The sequence below is a fragment of the Peribacillus sp. TH16 genome, assembly GCF_016651095.1.
GTDB lineage: Bacteria > Bacillota > Bacilli > Bacillales > DSM-1321 > Peribacillus > Peribacillus butanolivorans.
Window position 1 is genome coordinate 143,855 of sequence record NZ_JAEKEM010000003.1, and the last position, 16,654, is coordinate 160,508.

Here is a 16,654-nt window from a genome sequence, read left to right on the forward strand (position 1 = left end):
TCTACAATTTTTTATTATTCTTTAACATCATCTGTCTCCACCTAAAAGGTGATTTTCTAGTTCTACCATTTTTCTTCTTCTTTCAATTTTATTCATTAGCATCATTTTTCCTTTTTGGGTTGCTATGTATGTTTTTCGACGGTCATTCTTATGTTCAAATAACTGAATAAATCCTGCATCTAGTAGTTTTTTAATTATATAATGATACTGGACCAATCGAAACCTCTTGGGGTTCACCCAGACCCGTTCTATTTTTATACGGATATACTGGAGTTTGTATTGAATGGAACAAAAGACCATCGCCATCAAGCTAAGGTGAATTTGTATCATCATAACGAAAAAAACGCTATTCTTTTGTAGAAATATAAAGGAAGGATGGCGTTTTTCTATGAGTTTTTCTGTTTCAGACGAAATGAATCTCTTTTCTAAAGAACTTCAAAACTACTTATCTCCATCTTCTCTTCAACAACTAGCTAAAGAAGTTGGTTTTGTTCAACGTACAAGTAAATATCAAGAACAAGAATTAATTGCTTTAAGTGTATGCTTGGTCAACAAGTCGCTAGTACACCCCTCACACAATTATGTAGCCACCTCAAAGCATCTACAGGTGTTCCACGTTATATGCAAAAAAACAAAGCCTACTTCCTTAAATAGCAAGGATCGTAGGCTTCTTTTACTTTATGGGGTCCTGGTACATGCCCATCAAGCTAAGATTTTGAAGTACCCCTAAAACAAATTTTTTACCTCTCTACAGTTATTTATGATAATCTAGTTCCGTTTTTCATTTTGAAGAAAAACAAATTTCTTAACTTGATGACGATGTGATGGAATTCCATAATAGGATTATTTAATGGATTAATTGAGATAAAGATCAGGGTAGTTAGAGGAATGCTTTTTATCTTTGTCTAAAATCAAAGGGATTATCAATAAAAAAGTAATGTAATATGATAATTATTTATTGAAAAACGATAAAAGACATGTTAATATCAAATTGAAAATAAGTAGGAGAGGTGCTTTTTATGAAATGTAAAACTAATGTCATGTAATTAGATAATTAAAAATTGAAGTATCTTTTATAATAAAAAGAAATTGATAGAGATATCGACAGTTATATATTGTAATAGCAAAAGAAGCAAAGGGAGTAAGAGCATGATTAATAAAACATGGAAGAAAGTTATCTTGATTGTAAGTGGTATTGTCATTACTTATATTATAGCTATAGTCATTTCAGCAGAATCTATACCATATCCTACTAACCAACAACTTAAAGAAGCTGAAAAAGTAGCTGAACGCTATATAGGCGAAAATAATGGAGTGGAAATTATAAATACATCTAGCAGTTTCACAGCTGAGATGTTCGATCGTACAATTCATATTGAAGGACATTCGAAAGAGAATCCGAAACAAGTATTTCGTATGGATTTGGATCAAGTCACGAATAAAGCTGAAAAAGTGACTGAAAAATCGATAAATAAAATTTGTATATCGAATGATGGAGGAAAGAATTTTAAGTGTGATGATGCTGAAAAACTAAAATAAATATTCAATATTATGAATCAGTAAAACTAATTGATCTAGTGACAGAGAACCAGATCTCTTCTCCAGTACCGTTTCCTGGGGTGCGCCACATCGCTATCCAGCTAACAAAACAAAATTCCCCTAAAAAGAAAAAATACGCTATTCTTTCTGTAGAATCATAGGAAAGGATGGCGTTTTTGTATGTCAATTTCTGTATCAGATGAATTACAACTATTTGCTCAAGAAATTCAAAGCTTTTTATCCCCTAATATCTTACGAAATCTTGCTAGAGATGTTGGCTTTGTGCAACGAACAAGCAAGTACCAAGCCAAAGATTTAGTCGCTTTATGTGTATGGATGAGTCAAAATGTCGCTACGACTTCTTTAACTATTAACCATACAACAATTTCGTCAACAGGACGTTATTTCTTCTTATTGAATTAAACTAGCTGGTAGTTTGTGAAGAATAGTACTTAAACTAAAGGGTGCGTTAGTTCTATAACAGGGGTTGCTGCCTTTTTCTTATTGAACTAAAGGGGCAGTTTAGTTAAAGAAGGAAATGGTATTATTGTGTAGAATTGATAGGGGCAATAAGTCAGGGGGAGAATTTTTTGTTAATACATAAAATCGATGATGAAGTATCTTTGAGGCTATTCAATGTGGGTGACGCTGAAGAATTTTTTAATTTGATTATTAGCTCAAAACCTTATCTCAAAGAATGGCTTGGATGGCTTGATTACGTAGAAAAAGTAGAGGATACTGTTGAGACCATAAAATCTCGACTACAGAGCTTTGTAGAAACTGGAGGGTATCCAAAGTCAGTTGCTATCATTTATAGAGGTGAAATAGCAGGAACTATCGGATTTAATGAAATAAACAAGGTAAGTAAGATTGGGAGCATCGGCTACTGGATTGGAGAAGATTTTCAGGGGAATGGCATAATGACAAAAGCGTTTAAGGCTTTTATTGATTACGGATTTAGAGAACTTGGGCTAAATCGAATTGAGGTTAGCATAGCTGTTGAGAACAAAAGAAGTCGAGCACTTGCTGAACGGCAGGGTTTTATAGAAGAAGGAAGATTAAGACAAGCAGAATGGCTATATGATCATTATGTAGACCATATTATTTACGCAAAACTGGCTGAGGAATGGGAATGAAAAATAATAGTTCCTTGTTCAACTAACGGGGCAGGTTAGTAAATAACTTAATGGCAGTTTAGTTTAATAAGAATCAATGGTAAAATGATGAGAATTAATTATGCTATGGGGCTGGTCAGTTGTAATTTTATAAAGGAGTTGTGAGAAGTTGAAATATCGTAAAGCAAATATCGATGATATTGATAAATTGGTCGAGTTAAGAAAAAAGCAATTAGTTGATGAGGGGATAGAACCTAATATAGATATTGATAGAGAACTATATGTTTTCTTTAAAAATAAACTAAGTGATGGTACTTTAATTCAATGGCTAGTGGAAGATAATGAAGAAATTATAGCTTGTGGTGCAGTAATTTTTTATGAATTTCCACCTTGTTACACCAATAAGACTGGAAAAAAGGCTTATATCACAAATATGTATACTAATGAAAATTATCGTGGGCAAGGAATCGCAACAAAGCTGTTAACTAAATTAGTTGATGAAGTTAAGATTTCAGGTATTTCACAAATATGGCTTGGGGCTTCAAAAATGGGTAGACCAGTGTATAAGAAGTTTGGTTTTATGGAAACTGATGAATTTCTAGAATTAAATATTTTTTAATAATTTGTGAAGTATAACACTTAAACTAACGGGTGCGTTAGTTTAGAACCGGGGCTGCCATTTGGTGGCCTTTTTGCTTAATGAACTAAACCAGCTAATAGTTAGTCAACATTTTTCAATGAAAACTTAAAATATTTCATGCTATACTAAATTTGTGCATGCTAAATAACCTTCCAATGAACTATATTTGGAAAGTTTTGTGCTATTTAGTTATACTTTTAAACTAGGTTAGATCTTGGAAAGTCGAGTTATTTTGTAATAGTGCATAAATCCATTGTAGAAGCTTATTGGCACATGCTATCACAGCTACTTTAAAGGGCTTTCCTTCTTCACGTTTCTTATCATAGAACTCTCGTAATCTTTTGTTCCGAGGGATGATTTCATCTGTCGTTTTCTTCTTGCGACAATCACGAATGGCACAACGAACTGCCATATATAAGGCATGGCGTAGTCTACCAGAACCTCTTTTGGTAATCCGATTTACTGAGCCTTTAAATTTACCTGATTCAAAGATACTTGGATCAATTCCGGCAAATGCCACTAGTTTTTTAGGGTGATTAAACCGATCAATCTCTCCAATTTCAGAAATAATCGTTGTAGCGATTTTTTCACCGATACCAGGGATGGATTGGATAATCTTATATTCTTCAATTTCTTTTGCCAAAGCATTTATCTCTTCTTCAAATTTGGATAGGTGCTTTTGGTATTCTAGAAGCATTTTTATATACATCTCTAGGCTTAAAATGTGACTCTAATATAAAGTTCTCTGAAAAGGATTTCGAGCTGAGGCAGCCATAAATTTCTCTGCCTGTGTATTCGCCCACTTTCTAGAACGACTTGGACAAAGTTCATTAATCCTATTTGCTACAGTTTCTTCATCGACTGCTGATATGTCTTCAGAAGTAGGGAATTCTAATAGAGTAAGCAAAGAAACAACCGAATACAAATCTCCAAAAACCCCTCTATATTCAGGAAATACTTGATCAAGAACAGCCTGAAACTGTAGTTTTGTTTGTACATAGATACCTGTTATATTTGCATGTTGTCTTGAAAGATTACGAAGATTTAAGAGTTGTATCCCTCTTTTTTTATAAGGTTCTAAATCCTCTTTATAGTACAGTTCGCAGAGGTGACGTGCATCGATTAAATCTGTCTTTACTTTCCGTAAACTAGAGCTCTTCGCACGATAAGAAATGAGTGGGTTAACGATAATTAATAAGTAACCTCTCTCCTCAAAATACTGTACAACGGGCGTATGATAATGCCCAGTAGACTCTAAAACGACCGGAGGTCGAATTCCTGTTACGTTTTCTATCTCTCTAAGATATTGGTGTAAGCTCTCTAGTCCTTCAATGGTATGTGCTACTTTAAAACTTCTTTTATAAGGCTTCTTTTTATCCAAGAACGCTTGAACCTGACTTTCACCTTTAGCTACATCCAGACCAACCACTGGATTCATTTTTTATCTCCTCCAAAAACATAATATTGCCGGTAACCCCTAATCCTTCTTGCAGTATCATAGCTTCGCTTGTTATACGAGATCTTGGTCCCAACCAGCCAAATCATGTTTAAGCAAGTAGGGGGCGAACTGTTTAGTTGACGGGGTCCAAGCCCCACGGGCAGGAACGTTCTACCCCGGCTACCGTTATCATATATCGATATAAAAATTGTTCAACCAGAAATAACTGGCTGACCTTTATAATACGAAGGGGCAGGATAGTTGAAGAGTGCTGTTTGATCTTTATTCAACAATTGGGCCAGATTGTGGAAGATCATTTTAAAAGAAAATTCGATATTTGTCGGTGAGATTTTGAAGGATTGTACTTAAGCTAAAGGACAGAATAGTTGAAGAAGAAAATCAAGTTTATATATATTTTGTCCATCAACTTTATTGTAATGTAATCCTTCTTTCTATCGTTTTATAAGATTAAAATGGAATTATTACATTAGTTGGGTTCTAACTCATCCAAAAGTAGCAAGATAAGCGAATAAAAAAAGCAGTACCACCGCTATAAAAGTGTTGGTACTGCTATATTGAGTGACAAGTTTTTTATTAATTAGAACGTACTTGCTACTTTAACAGCTTTTTCAAGCCCTGCAGCAATAATTTCTTCTGCTTTATCTGGGAATTGATTGTGACCTTCAATCACTACTTTCTCTATATTTTTTACACCGAAGAAGCTCATCATACTTGCTACATATTTAACAGCCATTTCTACTTCAGCTTTTGGTCCTTCAGAATATACACCGCCACTTGCGTTTAATAATACAATTTCCTTATCTCCAATCAGACCTACTGGACCTTCTGACGTATATTTAAATGTTTTGCCCGCGCGGTTTAAATAATCAATATATGTGTGTAGTACAGCCGGAATTGTTAAGTTCCATAATGGGAATCCAAACACAACTTTATCAGCTGCAAGGAATTGTTCTAAATATTTATCAGCAACAGTTACTGCTTTTGCTTCTTCTACTGTTAAATCAAGTCCTCTACTAGCCTTAAATGTACCGTTAATCATATCTACTCCTACATATGGCAATTCTTCCTTGTATAAATCAAGTTCTACCACTGTATCATTTGGATGTGATTCTTTATAGCTTGCTAAAAAAGCCTCATATAATTTCACACTCACTGCTTGGTTTGCGGGGCGATTGTTTGCTTTTACAAATAAAACTGTTGTCATTCTCTTTTCCTCCTGTTATTCACTCTTATGCTGTTATACATTTATTCACTAAAAAGGGAATCCTATTGTCTTTACAATATCTTTTTAAAACTATATTCCATGTCTCCACCTAGAGCTTCAGCTGTATCACCAGTTTCTCTGAAGTCATGTGTATGAATCTTTTCAAACGGACCAAAGTTTACTTGCTTATAAAACTCATAACAAGGGAATCCGTCATGTGCACCTTGAATATCGATAGTTCCATCTTTTTTGACATGTACAGTTAATAGATAATCAACGGGAGGTGCATATACATTTAATGGGTTGCTAGCACTAGCACTCATTTGAAATTTGACGTCATCTGACCTCCATACAACATCAGTGCACAAAATACCTTCCGTACTAGCTTTACCTGTTTTTTTATTAACGGAACCATCAGGAGTTGTGATTCTTTCTGTTGTTATGCCAGTATTCGCATATGTGAAGATTTCTTTTTTATAAAAATCTACAACTACTTCTTGTTCAATTCTGGAACGCATAGCGTTTACAGCATATGGTGTAAATTCACGTGAGTCACCTTCGAATTGAATCACGTTTCCTGTTTGAGTATCTTTCTTAGGTTCAGTCCAAGACATTGGAATAAATACACTTGCTCTAACTTTAACAATGTTAGTCATAAGAACCACCTCTGTAATTCTAATTTTATTTTGGGTAATTCATAACTTTGAGCCATTCAGCAAAACAGGCCGCAATTTCTTTCGTATAAATTATTGCTTTTCCTTTAATATTTGCTGCTTGTAAACTTCTACTTAGTATTTATATCTAGATTGTCGTTTTAAAACTGTATTCCATTTCCCCAGCTAGCGCTGCTGGAGTGTCACCAGTTTTTCTGAAATCATGTGTATATATTAATTCAAATGGACCAAAATCTGTTTGTTTATAAAATTCATAGCAGGGGAACCCATCATGGGAACCTTCAATATACGCCACACCATTTTTGTTAACATGTATAGTTAATAAATAATCAGCCGCAGGTGCTGCTGCATTTAAAGGATTGCTTGCACTTGCCCTCATTTCAAAAGAAACTTCATCAGAGCCCCACACAACATTAGTACATACAATATTTTCTGTACTTGTTTTTCCTTTTTTATAATCAATAGAACCATCTGGATTTGTAACTTTTACAGTTACGATACAAGCATTTGTATATGTGAAAATTTCTTTTTTATAAAAATCAATAATCACTTCTTGCTCTAATAAATGCATCACTCCCAATGGAGCAACAGGTATAGAACTAGCCGAATATTTAGGAATTACAAAGCAAGCTGTGAGTAAAATGGTGGATTATCTTGAGAAAAGTGGCTATGTAATGCGCAAAGCTCATCCCACTGATAAGAGAGGGAAAATTATTGTTTTGACCGAACGAGGTTGGTTAGTAGTGAAAGCAAAAGAGAAGATACTAACTGAGATTGAGCAACGTTGGATTGAAAAAATAGGTGCTGAACGCCTGCAAATGCTCAAAGAAGATTTGACAAAATTAGTTTATGAAGAAAATGAAGATAAACTATCATCGAGTTTAAGACCTGTCTGGTAATTATAGAGTCTATAAAGGGAACATTTAATCGTGCTTAAATTCGTACTAACAGTACAGCGTTCCTGTAATGATATAAATTAGCAGCAAGGTTTGTGAAGAATTGTACGGGAGCGTTAGTTCAAGAAAAACAAGCTAAATTGCATTTGTGTTTCTATTTTCGTTGTTCCATTAAAGGGCGCGATTCTTGAAGAAGTTTCGCTTTTTTATAGAACTAACGGGTGCGTTAGTTCTATAATTAAAGAACGCACATATTAGATATGTCTAAAATGTGCGTTCTTTTTGTTTTCATATGTTTACATTATCTAACCTAAATATAATCATTTCAACATCCTTGTTTCTAATTGGAATAATAAACCAGTGACATTTATTTTTTTAAAATATACCTTAAAGATGAGGTGTTCTAAATGACAAAACTAAATAAAGTAACGTTAAACAAAAGATTGCTAGCTAACGGTTTTGCTTTCATTATTTTATGTGCAGGTTTAATCGGTTTTAACCATGCAAATATTAAGGGGTTAGAACCAAGCGTAGCCAATGCAGCAACTGTAACCTATACAACAACTGCTAACCTGAATGTCCGTACAGGTCCTTCTACTGCTAATAAAATTATAGCAACAGTTAAACAGGGCACAAAGTTAACGGTTACTGGAAAAGATGCGAATGGATGGCTAAAGGTTAGCTTAAATGGTCAAACAGGTTATGTTAGTAGCCAATATGTAAAAATATCAAACTCTTCATCTGGCTCTAGTACAACAACTGTAATCTATACAGCAACTGCTAACCTGAATGTCCGTACAGGTCCTTCTACTGCTAATACAATTATAGCAACAGTTAAACAGGGCACAAAGTTAACGGTTACTGGAAAAGATGCGAATGGATGGCTAAAGGTTAGCTTAAACGGTCAAACAGGTTATGTTAGTAGCCAATATGTAAAGGTATCCAATCCTTCATCTGACGCCATTCAGGTTGTTGCAAAGCCTGAAAGTATTCCAGTGTTAGTCAATAAAAAAAATAAGCTACCAGAAAACTATGTACCAAAAGACTTAGTATATACGTCGATACCGTTTACTTTTAAAGAAAAGACAGAAAAGAGAAAAATGCGAAGTGAAGCAGCTGCTGCCATTAGCAAATTATTTGCGGAATCCAAGAAGCAGGGAGTAAGTCTTCTCGGTGTATCTGCATACAGATCACATGCTACACAAGTTGCTCTATTTGATTATTATGTAAAAAGGGATGGTTATGCCAAAGCAATCACATACAGTGCATTACCTGGAACAAGTGAGCATGAAACAGGCCTTGCTATTGATGTGACAGGAGGGAATGGTAAATGCGCGGCACAGGATTGCTTTGGAGGTACTAAAGAAGCAAAATGGCTACAGGCACATGCAGATGATTATGGATTTATTATCCGATACCCTAAAGGAAAAGAATCAGTTACTGGTTATAAATATGAACCATGGCATCTTCGATATGTAGGCAAATCAATAGCTCAAACTATTATGAGCCAAGGAATTACTCTTGAAGAATATTATTATACTAGAGCCGTTCAAAACTAAAGAAATGCTCCTTAAGATATATTGGTTCTAGTGCAAAAACTTTAATACACTATACGCAGTGGATAGCCTCATCAAAAACTTGATGAGGCTATTTATATTTAGGTATACTACCTAGAACTGTGATTATGTAAAAGAGATAGACAAATAATGTGCTTTTCTTATTCCACCATTCTAATAGAAGTATTGTTGATTATTTAAGAATCGCTTTTCTTATAGAACTAACAGGTGCGTTAGCTTTAGATCAGAGCTGTCTTTAAGGCAGCTTTTTCTTATGGAACTATCGGGGCAGGATAGTTCAACAAGCATAGTGTATTCGGACTGTTCAGTAGCGTTTTTTTTATATCTTTCTCCTAATTTTTCGTCTAATAATATATAAAACTCGCGATAATATAGTAAACATAAGTTAAATGACTAATTGTGACTAAGCAAAGCGAACAGATATTTATTAATTTTGAATACCCCACCTTTTTAAAAAGACGGTAGATTAATAAGAGAAGACCTAGAATAATCAATTGTAATATAAATGTTATATAGATATATGCATGTAAAGACTCTCCCATTCCAATGTAAATACCTGTACCTACTAACATAACCCCTAATAGTACAGATATCGCAATAAGATAACTTAGGGTACTACTCTTATTTTCTACCATTTGTGGTGCAAAAAATGTTATTCCTAACACCATGAAACATATCAAAATATGAAGCAACCATACTAACATGATTAAATCTCCTATCTTCACCTAATCGCATTTGATGTTCTGTATAATTTAGCTTTTAGAGAATTTATTCTAGCTTTTTTAATTCCTCCCTTTAATTATCGTCATTATTCCAACTATCGTAACAACATTCTTTTGGAATACCCCGTAATTTAAATGATACTTCGCAGTTTGGGTCAACTCAACAATAATCTTTAATGAACTAACGGGTGCGTTAGTTCATTAACTTGGGTTGCTTCGGCAGACTTTTTCTTATGGCACTAAATGGGCAGGATAATTCAGTAATGTCGCATAAGACATATAGTGAACAAATAAAAAAAGACAGTGTACTACTGAACTATGCCCCGGATGACGAACATATTTCACTTTTTGCATTAATTTCATTTGTAGCACATGAGGTAATAGATACCACGAAAACCATGCACGAAAAAGTTAATGATTGGATAGATGCAAATATAAAAAATATTGAATGAAAATGATATCAATATCAATAAATTAGGGGTTGAAGTGAAAAGGCTTCAGTTGTAGACTTAAGTTTGATCAAAATCCTGTATTAATTTAAGCAGTATTTTTCTTTTTTACATTTGTTGATTTTGTAAAATTCCAGTCGTGTTACTCCACTAAAGGGCCATTTTCTTGAATACGATATAAGAAATTGTTAGAGTTGAGTAAATCAATAGATTCTATCTTGCTATCATTTTCTCCTACTAGTCCGATAGGATTTTTCTCTTGGTTCTCCCAGTTTATCGAATTGTAGAGCATCCATTCTGATCAAACTTTATTTCAAAACTACAATATAATCAATCATGTACAACGAGAAAATTTTGTTGTCATGACTATTATATGTACGTAATTATGCTGAAAGGAAAATGAATATTACAACAAAGAAAAATAACAGGAGCATATGTTTATGAGACCTACAAAATTAACGAATAGCATTTTAATTCTACTTGGTATCTTTTTAATAGGATATCTTTTTATGAACTTACTACAAGAAACTAAGGCGGAAGGAAACAAAAAAGGTAAAACAAATGGAACATTAGTGGAGTATTCTAAATACCCGGAAGTGGATCTAATTACAGATATAACGGATAAAGAAAAGTACCACATTTCCATGCATTACCCAAAGTTTAAAAGCAAAAAACTGAATGAGGAAATAGAAGAATATGTATCTACTATTGAAAAAGGTTTTATAACAACTGTCAATGAGAATAAGAAGTATATTAAAAATCATAGTGCCAATTTGTCCTTGACTATGGATATCTATACAATGGCAGAAAACACCTATTCTATTGTATTTTCTGAAGGAAGTTATGTTGTTGGTGCAAATGCTCAGCAAAAAGCAAAAGTTTATTTGGTCGATATAGATAAAGGGAATTTTATTCAACAAACAAAAATTTTTAACGATACAAAACAAAATAGGGAGCAACTATATACTCTCTTAAATGAGAGTTTCAAAGAATCGAGCGAATATGAACCGTTATTATTCGAAGAGAGTTTAAAAGAATGGACAATGAATAAGGAAAACAATTTTTCAAACCTGTATTTCACTGACAAGTCAGCAGTATTTAAATTTGATAAATATGAAGTAACAGCAGGAGCAGCAGGGATGCCAGAGATTTCCATACCATTAGAGAAGATGCGAGATTTACTAACAGATGAATGGAAAGATAAATTATGGATTAATAACACGAAAAAAGACGATAAAGACGATAAAGGCGATTCTAATGATAAACAGATAGAAAAAGAAGAAACACCTGATAGAACTTCTCCAACAGGTGGTAAACGAGTGGCGCTTACTTTTGATGATGGTCCTCATCCAAAAAACACCTTGAAGATTATTGATATATTGGATAAATATGATGCGAAAGCAACATTCTTTATGCTAGGAAACAGGGTTAATTTCTATCCAGAAATCGCTAAAAAGGTCGCGGATGAAGGTCATGAATTAGGTAACCATACATGGGATCACAAAGACCTTTCTACCTTAAGTAAGGAAGAAGGAATTCAGGAAGTCGAACAAACAAATGAAATAATAAAAAGTACTACAGGAAGAGAATCAACGGCATTTCGCCCACCATATGGGGCTGTTAACGAACAAGTCCAAAAATCCATCAGCAGTCCATCTGTTCTGTGGACAATAGATACATTAGATTGGCAGTCACATAACCCAAATGAAATATTAAAAATTGTTAAGGAAAATGTAAAAGACGGTTCCATCATTCTTATGCACGATATTCATGATACAAGCGCACAAGCAGTAGAACCAATTTTAAAGTATTTAAAAACAGAAGGGTATGAATTCGTGACGGTGTCTGAACTATAAGATACAGTTTAAATCGTTAGACAAATTCTTAGACGACAGAGACTTTACTGGTCCTCTGTCTTGAGCCACGGAGATGTCTACGGAATAATTGATATTAAAATGATCAAACTTTTTTATAAAAGAATGATTCAATTGAATATATTAAGAGCTTGTTTTGATCAATCTTTTTTCAAAACAAGCTCTTTCTTTTTGTTCGTTTATCAAGGTTATTAGTATTGATTTGATCAATCATTATTCCAAAGCTACAAAAGTTGGATGTGAAAAATAGCACTTAAAATAAGTGCAAATTACCTCCTAAAGTGACAGATAAGGTTGTAACTTTGATTTATCAGGATTCTTAAAACGTCCCTATTGGGTGTACACTATTGAGATTGTGAAAGAATGTACTTAAACTAAACCAGCTAATAGTTAGTCAACATTTTTCAATGAAAACTTAAAATATTTCATGCTATACTAAATTTGTGCATGCTAAATAACCTTCCAATGAACTATATTTGGAAAGTTTTGTGCTATTTAGTTATACTTTTAAACTAGGTTAGATCTTGGAAAGTCGAGTTATTTTGTAATAGTGCATAAATCCATTGTAGAAGCTTATTGGCACATGCTATCACAGCTACTTTAAAGGGCTTTCCTTCTTCACGTTTCTTATCATAGAACTCTCGTAATCTTTTGTTCCGAGGGATGATTTCATCTGTCGTTTTCTTCTTGCGACAATCACGAATGGCACAACGAACTGCCATATATAAGGCATGGCGTAGTCACCAGAACCTCTTTTGGTAATCCGATTTACTGAGCCTTTAAATTTACCTGATTCAAAGATACTTGGATCAATTCCGGCAAATGCCACTAGTTTTTTAGGGTGATTAAACCGATCAATCTCTCCAATTTCAGAAATAATCGTTGTAGCGATTTTTTCACCGATACCAGGGATGGATCGGATAATCTTATATTCTTCAATTTCTTTTGCCAAAGCATTTATCTCTTCTTCAAATTTGGATAGGTGCTTTTGGTATTCTAGAAGCATTTTTATATACATCTCTAGGCTTAAAATGTGACTCTGATATAAAGTTCTCTGAAAAGGATTTCGAGCTGAGGCAGCCATAAGTTTCTCTGCCTGTGTATTCGCCCACTTTCTAGAACGACTTGGACAAAGTTCATTAATCCTATTTGCTACGGTTTCTTCATCGACTGCTGATATGTCTTCAGAAGTAGGGAATTCTAATAGAGTAAGCAAAGAAACAACCGAATACAAATCTCCAAAAACCCTCTATATTCAGGAAATACTTGATCAAGAACAGCCTGAAACTGTAGTTTTGTTTGTACATAGATACCTGTTATATTTGCATGTTGTCTTGAAAGATTACGAAGATTTAAGAGTTGTATCCCTCGTTTTTTATAAGGCTCTAAATCCTCTTTATAGTACAGCTCGCAGAGGTGACGTGCATCGATTAAATCTGTCTTTACTTTCCGTAAACTAGAGCTCTTCGCACGATAAGAAATGAGTGGGTTAACGATAATTAATAAGTAACCTCTCTCCTCAAAATACTGTACAACGGGCGTATGATAATGCCCAGTAGACTCTAAAACGACCGGAGGTCGAATTCCTGTTACGTTTTCTATCTCTCTAAGATATTGGTGTAAGCTCTCTAGTCCTTCAATGGTATGTGCTACTTTAAAACTTCTTTTATAAGGCTTCTTTTTATCCAAGAACGCTTGAACCTGACTTTCACCTTTAGCTACATCCAGACCAACCACTGGATTCATTTTTTATCTCCTCCAAAAACATAATATTGCCGGTAACCCCTAATCCTTCTTGCAGTATCATATCTTCGCTTGTTATACGAGATCTTGGTCCCAACCAGCCAAATCATGTTTAAGCAAGTAGGGGGCGAACTGTTTAGTTGACGGGGTCCAAGCCCCACGGGCAGGAACGTTCTACCCCGGCTACCGTTATCATATATCGATATAAAAATTGTTCAACCAGAAATAACTGGCTGACCTTTATAATACGAAGGGGCAGGATAGTTAAAGAGTGCTGTTTGATCTTTATTCAACAATTGGGCCAGATTGTTGAGGAATATGAACAGTAGGCATACTAATTTAAGATTATTTGTGAAAAATTACACTTAAGCTATCCGGGCAATCAATCTGTAAATCCTTTGTGTAATATATTGGGAATGTCTGCTAATATTATTTATATCATATTGAAAAATTTCATATAGGGGGATTTATGAATTTAGAAATAACGTTTAATAACAATGTAATGGAGTACATACTTAATAAACTAGCAGCGCTTGGTTTATTAGTATTTATTATGTGTATATATATCATTTTGGGAACCGAATTTGATTTGTATGAGTTTACAGAGTCTATATCAAATATAAAGGTTTGGGGATTAATTTGTGGATATGCACTAGTGATGACAGTGCTAATCGATTTAGTAAGGTATAAATGGAGAGAGGTCACATACAAGACGAGTATCCTTTTGCACTGTTTAGCAGGATTTATTGTGTTTTTTCCATTTATGGGTATTAATTTGTTTTCATTGATTGCTGGAAGTGTTGGTGCCTTATGTGCATTTATCTATGCTTTTAGCTACTATTTTTTAGAGAAAAAAAAGCAATTAGTATGGATTTCTCTTTTAGTCTTCCCTCTACTGCTATGTATAAGATTATTCGATTTTACTATAAAAGAAGATTGGACCGAAGAAAAGACAAAATCATCATTTTCCGCGGAGTTTGAGCGTTTCAATGGAAAAAACGAGATTCCAATATCTTTAAAAAAGGGAGATGTAGTAACGAGTTATATATCCTTTGACCAAATGAATGAGGGAGGATATGGGTATCATATTTTAGATAATAACGGGAAGTTAGTAGAGATGAAAGAGCTAGAAGATACGTATGGAGAATATAGAGACAGTGATACGAATGTAATCCAGTTTAATGCAGAAAAAGCAGGTATATATATATTAATAGTCACAGGGGATAATTTGAAAGGGAAGATTGATGTAAAATGGGAAATAGATTAATGCAAAGGAATATGAGCACTTTTTAATATATTATTTGTACAACATATTCATTCTTATGACCTTCAATTATAGAGTTTTTGAAAAAAATGTACTTAAACAATAGTATGCTTTTATGCAATATCTTAAGTGGCAAGAAGGCTCACTATGTATCAGGAGGTCTTAAATAATGCCTGTTCATGATTTTGGAATAATTGATAATATCGAAAATCTGAAAAGAAATATTGGTTATGAACCACAAAAATATAAATGTATTTCTGTTGATGATGAAATTATTAATCACTTAAATGAGCATTTATCTATTATGAGAACCTACTTTCATTCGCTTGAACGCCCAGAGTTTGGGTTAGCTTACTGGGGAATTACAATTATTCCACCTGATTCTTTATCAATGTTTTATGATGTGATTACATCTTCAACGATGTATAAAAAATCTGCTGAACTTAATGAGTTAGCTTCTAAAATATTTCAGGCTAAAGAGGAAAATAAATACATGATACACTTTGGAATATAAGCCTTTTTGTTTTTTATCTTATCTAAATTAACGGGTGCTTATATTAAAGAAGGGATGGCTGCGGCTAACGGGTTCCCTTTTGAGGTGCAAACAATGCAAATCACATCACATTTTTTGTCACTAATATCAATGCAATTCTCAATGGAATTCTCTAATTAAATATCAATAATAAACGCAGAGAAGGGATAGCTTAATAGCTACCCCTTCATCTTAATTTCACTATCTAATCCCGTTGGTTGAAGAAAGTTGTTGTCTGTTTTTATTGAGTGTCTTCGTCGCCCTTGTACTCCAAAATATCACCTGGCTGACAATCCAAAGTCTTACATATCGCTTCTAATGTTGAAAAACGAACCGCTTTTGCTTTTCCATTTTTCAGAATGGAAAGATTCGCCATAGTAATTCCAACCCTCTCCGAAAGTACTGTTACGCTCATTTTCCTTTTTGCCAACATCACATCAATATTGATGATAATCGCCATGATATTCACCTCAGATCGTTAAATCATTTTCTGATTTTATATTAATAGCTTCTTGTAAAAGTCTTTGGAGAACAGCAGCAAAAACGGCGATCACCATTGAGGCGAAAATAATGACCAATCCGATTGGTATGAAACTTGGAGGGTCAACTCTTTTCGCCATGAGATAGTAGAGTGGCATACCTAACAGGTACAAGGTACTGATCGTGATGGCACAGTGTTTTATATTCTTTAAAGCCTTTACCGATAATTCCGAGAACGCTTGATTCTTATCAATATAGCTTAAAAGTTTAAAAGCTTGATAAAGAGCGAAATAAAAAGGAATCGCTGCCACGTACATATCGATTAAAACGAGAGATTTCATATAAGCAATATCTGGATACAATTCCCCAGCAAAATTCCCAATCTTAGGCACCAAAAATATGCACAATGCAAGAACTGCAATTCCAACCAGAAAAATAATTACCTTTAAGAAAGTGGTTGAACCTGGTTTAACATTCATTTAAAAT

13 protein-coding genes and 7 pseudogenes are annotated in these 16,654 nt (G+C 34.0%); 12 read left to right on the plus strand and 8 right to left on the minus strand.

What is annotated here, in order from left to right; genetic code table 11:
• Positions 1 to 27 precede the first annotated feature (27 nt).
• Positions 28 to 216, minus strand: a complete 189-nt coding sequence (locus JFV29_RS11990; RefSeq protein ID WP_201183756.1) for a hypothetical protein — start codon at positions 214 to 216, stop codon at positions 28 to 30.
• Positions 217 to 388: 172 nt separating this feature from the next.
• Between JFV29_RS11990 and JFV29_RS11995 the strand changes: the two are divergent.
• From JFV29_RS11995 to JFV29_RS12015, 5 genes and pseudogenes are all read left to right on the plus strand, one after another.
• Positions 389 to 612: pseudogene (locus JFV29_RS11995) on the plus strand (IS4 family transposase); the annotation flags it as partial.
• Between the two features lie 537 nt (positions 613 to 1,149).
• Positions 1,150 to 1,539, plus strand: coding sequence for a hypothetical protein (locus JFV29_RS12000; RefSeq protein ID WP_201183763.1), 390 nt, complete (start codon positions 1,150 to 1,152; stop codon positions 1,537 to 1,539).
• A 180-nt stretch (positions 1,540 to 1,719) separates the two neighbouring features.
• Positions 1,720 to 1,908, plus strand: a pseudogene (locus JFV29_RS12005) (IS4 family transposase); the annotation flags it as partial.
• 221 nt (positions 1,909 to 2,129) lie between these two features.
• Positions 2,130 to 2,675, plus strand: coding sequence for a GNAT family N-acetyltransferase (locus JFV29_RS12010; RefSeq protein ID WP_201183766.1), 546 nt, complete (start codon positions 2,130 to 2,132; stop codon positions 2,673 to 2,675).
• A 148-nt stretch (positions 2,676 to 2,823) separates the two neighbouring features.
• On the plus strand, positions 2,824 to 3,273 hold the full coding sequence (locus tag JFV29_RS12015) for a GNAT family N-acetyltransferase (RefSeq protein WP_201183769.1): 450 nt from the start codon (positions 2,824 to 2,826) through the stop codon (positions 3,271 to 3,273).
• 223 nt (positions 3,274 to 3,496) lie between these two features.
• Here the strand turns inward: JFV29_RS12015 and JFV29_RS12020 are convergent.
• The 4 genes and pseudogenes from JFV29_RS12020 to JFV29_RS12035 form a co-directional block, all read right to left on the minus strand.
• Positions 3,497 to 4,732, minus strand: a pseudogene (locus JFV29_RS12020) (IS110 family transposase).
• 598 nt (positions 4,733 to 5,330) lie between these two features.
• Complete coding sequence (locus JFV29_RS12025; protein ID WP_201183771.1) at positions 5,331 to 5,957, minus strand: FMN-dependent NADH-azoreductase; 627 nt, start codon at positions 5,955 to 5,957, stop codon at positions 5,331 to 5,333.
• 71 nt (positions 5,958 to 6,028) lie between these two features.
• Positions 6,029 to 6,613, minus strand: a complete 585-nt coding sequence (locus JFV29_RS12030) for a DUF3238 domain-containing protein (RefSeq protein ID WP_201183774.1) — start codon at positions 6,611 to 6,613, stop codon at positions 6,029 to 6,031.
• 145 nt (positions 6,614 to 6,758) lie between these two features.
• A pseudogene (locus JFV29_RS12035) lies at positions 6,759 to 7,193 on the minus strand (DUF3238 domain-containing protein); the annotation flags it as partial.
• Between the two features lies 1 nt (position 7,194).
• Between JFV29_RS12035 and JFV29_RS12040 the strand changes: the two are divergent.
• The 5 genes and pseudogenes from JFV29_RS12040 to JFV29_RS12055 form a co-directional block, all read left to right on the plus strand.
• Positions 7,195 to 7,530 (plus strand): annotated as a pseudogene (locus JFV29_RS12040) (MarR family winged helix-turn-helix transcriptional regulator); the annotation flags it as partial.
• Positions 7,531 to 7,934: 404 nt separating this feature from the next.
• Positions 7,935 to 8,243, plus strand: a pseudogene (locus JFV29_RS31665) (SH3 domain-containing protein); the annotation flags it as partial.
• A 69-nt stretch (positions 8,244 to 8,312) separates the two neighbouring features.
• The gene (locus JFV29_RS12045) at positions 8,313 to 9,086 is read left to right on the plus strand and encodes a D-alanyl-D-alanine carboxypeptidase family protein (RefSeq protein WP_446728245.1); all 774 of its coding nucleotides are present in this window, start codon (positions 8,313 to 8,315) and stop codon (positions 9,084 to 9,086) included.
• A gap of 1,003 nt (positions 9,087 to 10,089) precedes the next feature.
• Positions 10,090 to 10,278 (plus strand): hypothetical protein, encoded by a 189-nt coding sequence (locus tag JFV29_RS12050; RefSeq protein ID WP_057214954.1) that lies wholly within the window; start codon positions 10,090 to 10,092, stop codon positions 10,276 to 10,278.
• 437 nt (positions 10,279 to 10,715) lie between these two features.
• Positions 10,716 to 12,131, plus strand: a complete 1,416-nt coding sequence (locus tag JFV29_RS12055; protein ID WP_201183783.1) for a polysaccharide deacetylase family protein — start codon at positions 10,716 to 10,718, stop codon at positions 12,129 to 12,131.
• Between the two features lie 530 nt (positions 12,132 to 12,661).
• Here JFV29_RS12055 and JFV29_RS12060 read toward each other — a convergent pair.
• Positions 12,662 to 13,895, minus strand: a pseudogene (locus tag JFV29_RS12060) (IS110 family transposase).
• Positions 13,896 to 14,361: 466 nt separating this feature from the next.
• Between JFV29_RS12060 and JFV29_RS12065 the strand changes: the two are divergent.
• Positions 14,362 to 15,159 carry a hypothetical protein gene (locus tag JFV29_RS12065; RefSeq protein ID WP_201183785.1) on the plus strand — a complete coding sequence of 266 codons (798 nt, stop codon included), beginning with the start codon at positions 14,362 to 14,364 and terminating at the stop codon, positions 15,157 to 15,159.
• Positions 15,160 to 15,325: 166 nt separating this feature from the next.
• On the plus strand, positions 15,326 to 15,670 hold the full coding sequence (locus JFV29_RS12070; RefSeq protein WP_207196621.1) for a short-chain dehydrogenase: 345 nt from the start codon (positions 15,326 to 15,328) through the stop codon (positions 15,668 to 15,670).
• Between the two features lie 259 nt (positions 15,671 to 15,929).
• Here JFV29_RS12070 and JFV29_RS12075 read toward each other — a convergent pair whose 3' ends face one another.
• The gene (locus JFV29_RS12075) at positions 15,930 to 16,148 is read right to left on the minus strand and encodes a helix-turn-helix domain-containing protein (protein ID WP_061465081.1); all 219 of its coding nucleotides are present in this window, start codon (positions 16,146 to 16,148) and stop codon (positions 15,930 to 15,932) included.
• A gap of 10 nt (positions 16,149 to 16,158) precedes the next feature.
• Complete coding sequence (locus tag JFV29_RS12080; protein ID WP_201183788.1) at positions 16,159 to 16,647, minus strand: DUF2975 domain-containing protein; 489 nt, start codon at positions 16,645 to 16,647, stop codon at positions 16,159 to 16,161.
• Between the last annotated feature and the right edge of the window lie 7 nt (positions 16,648 to 16,654).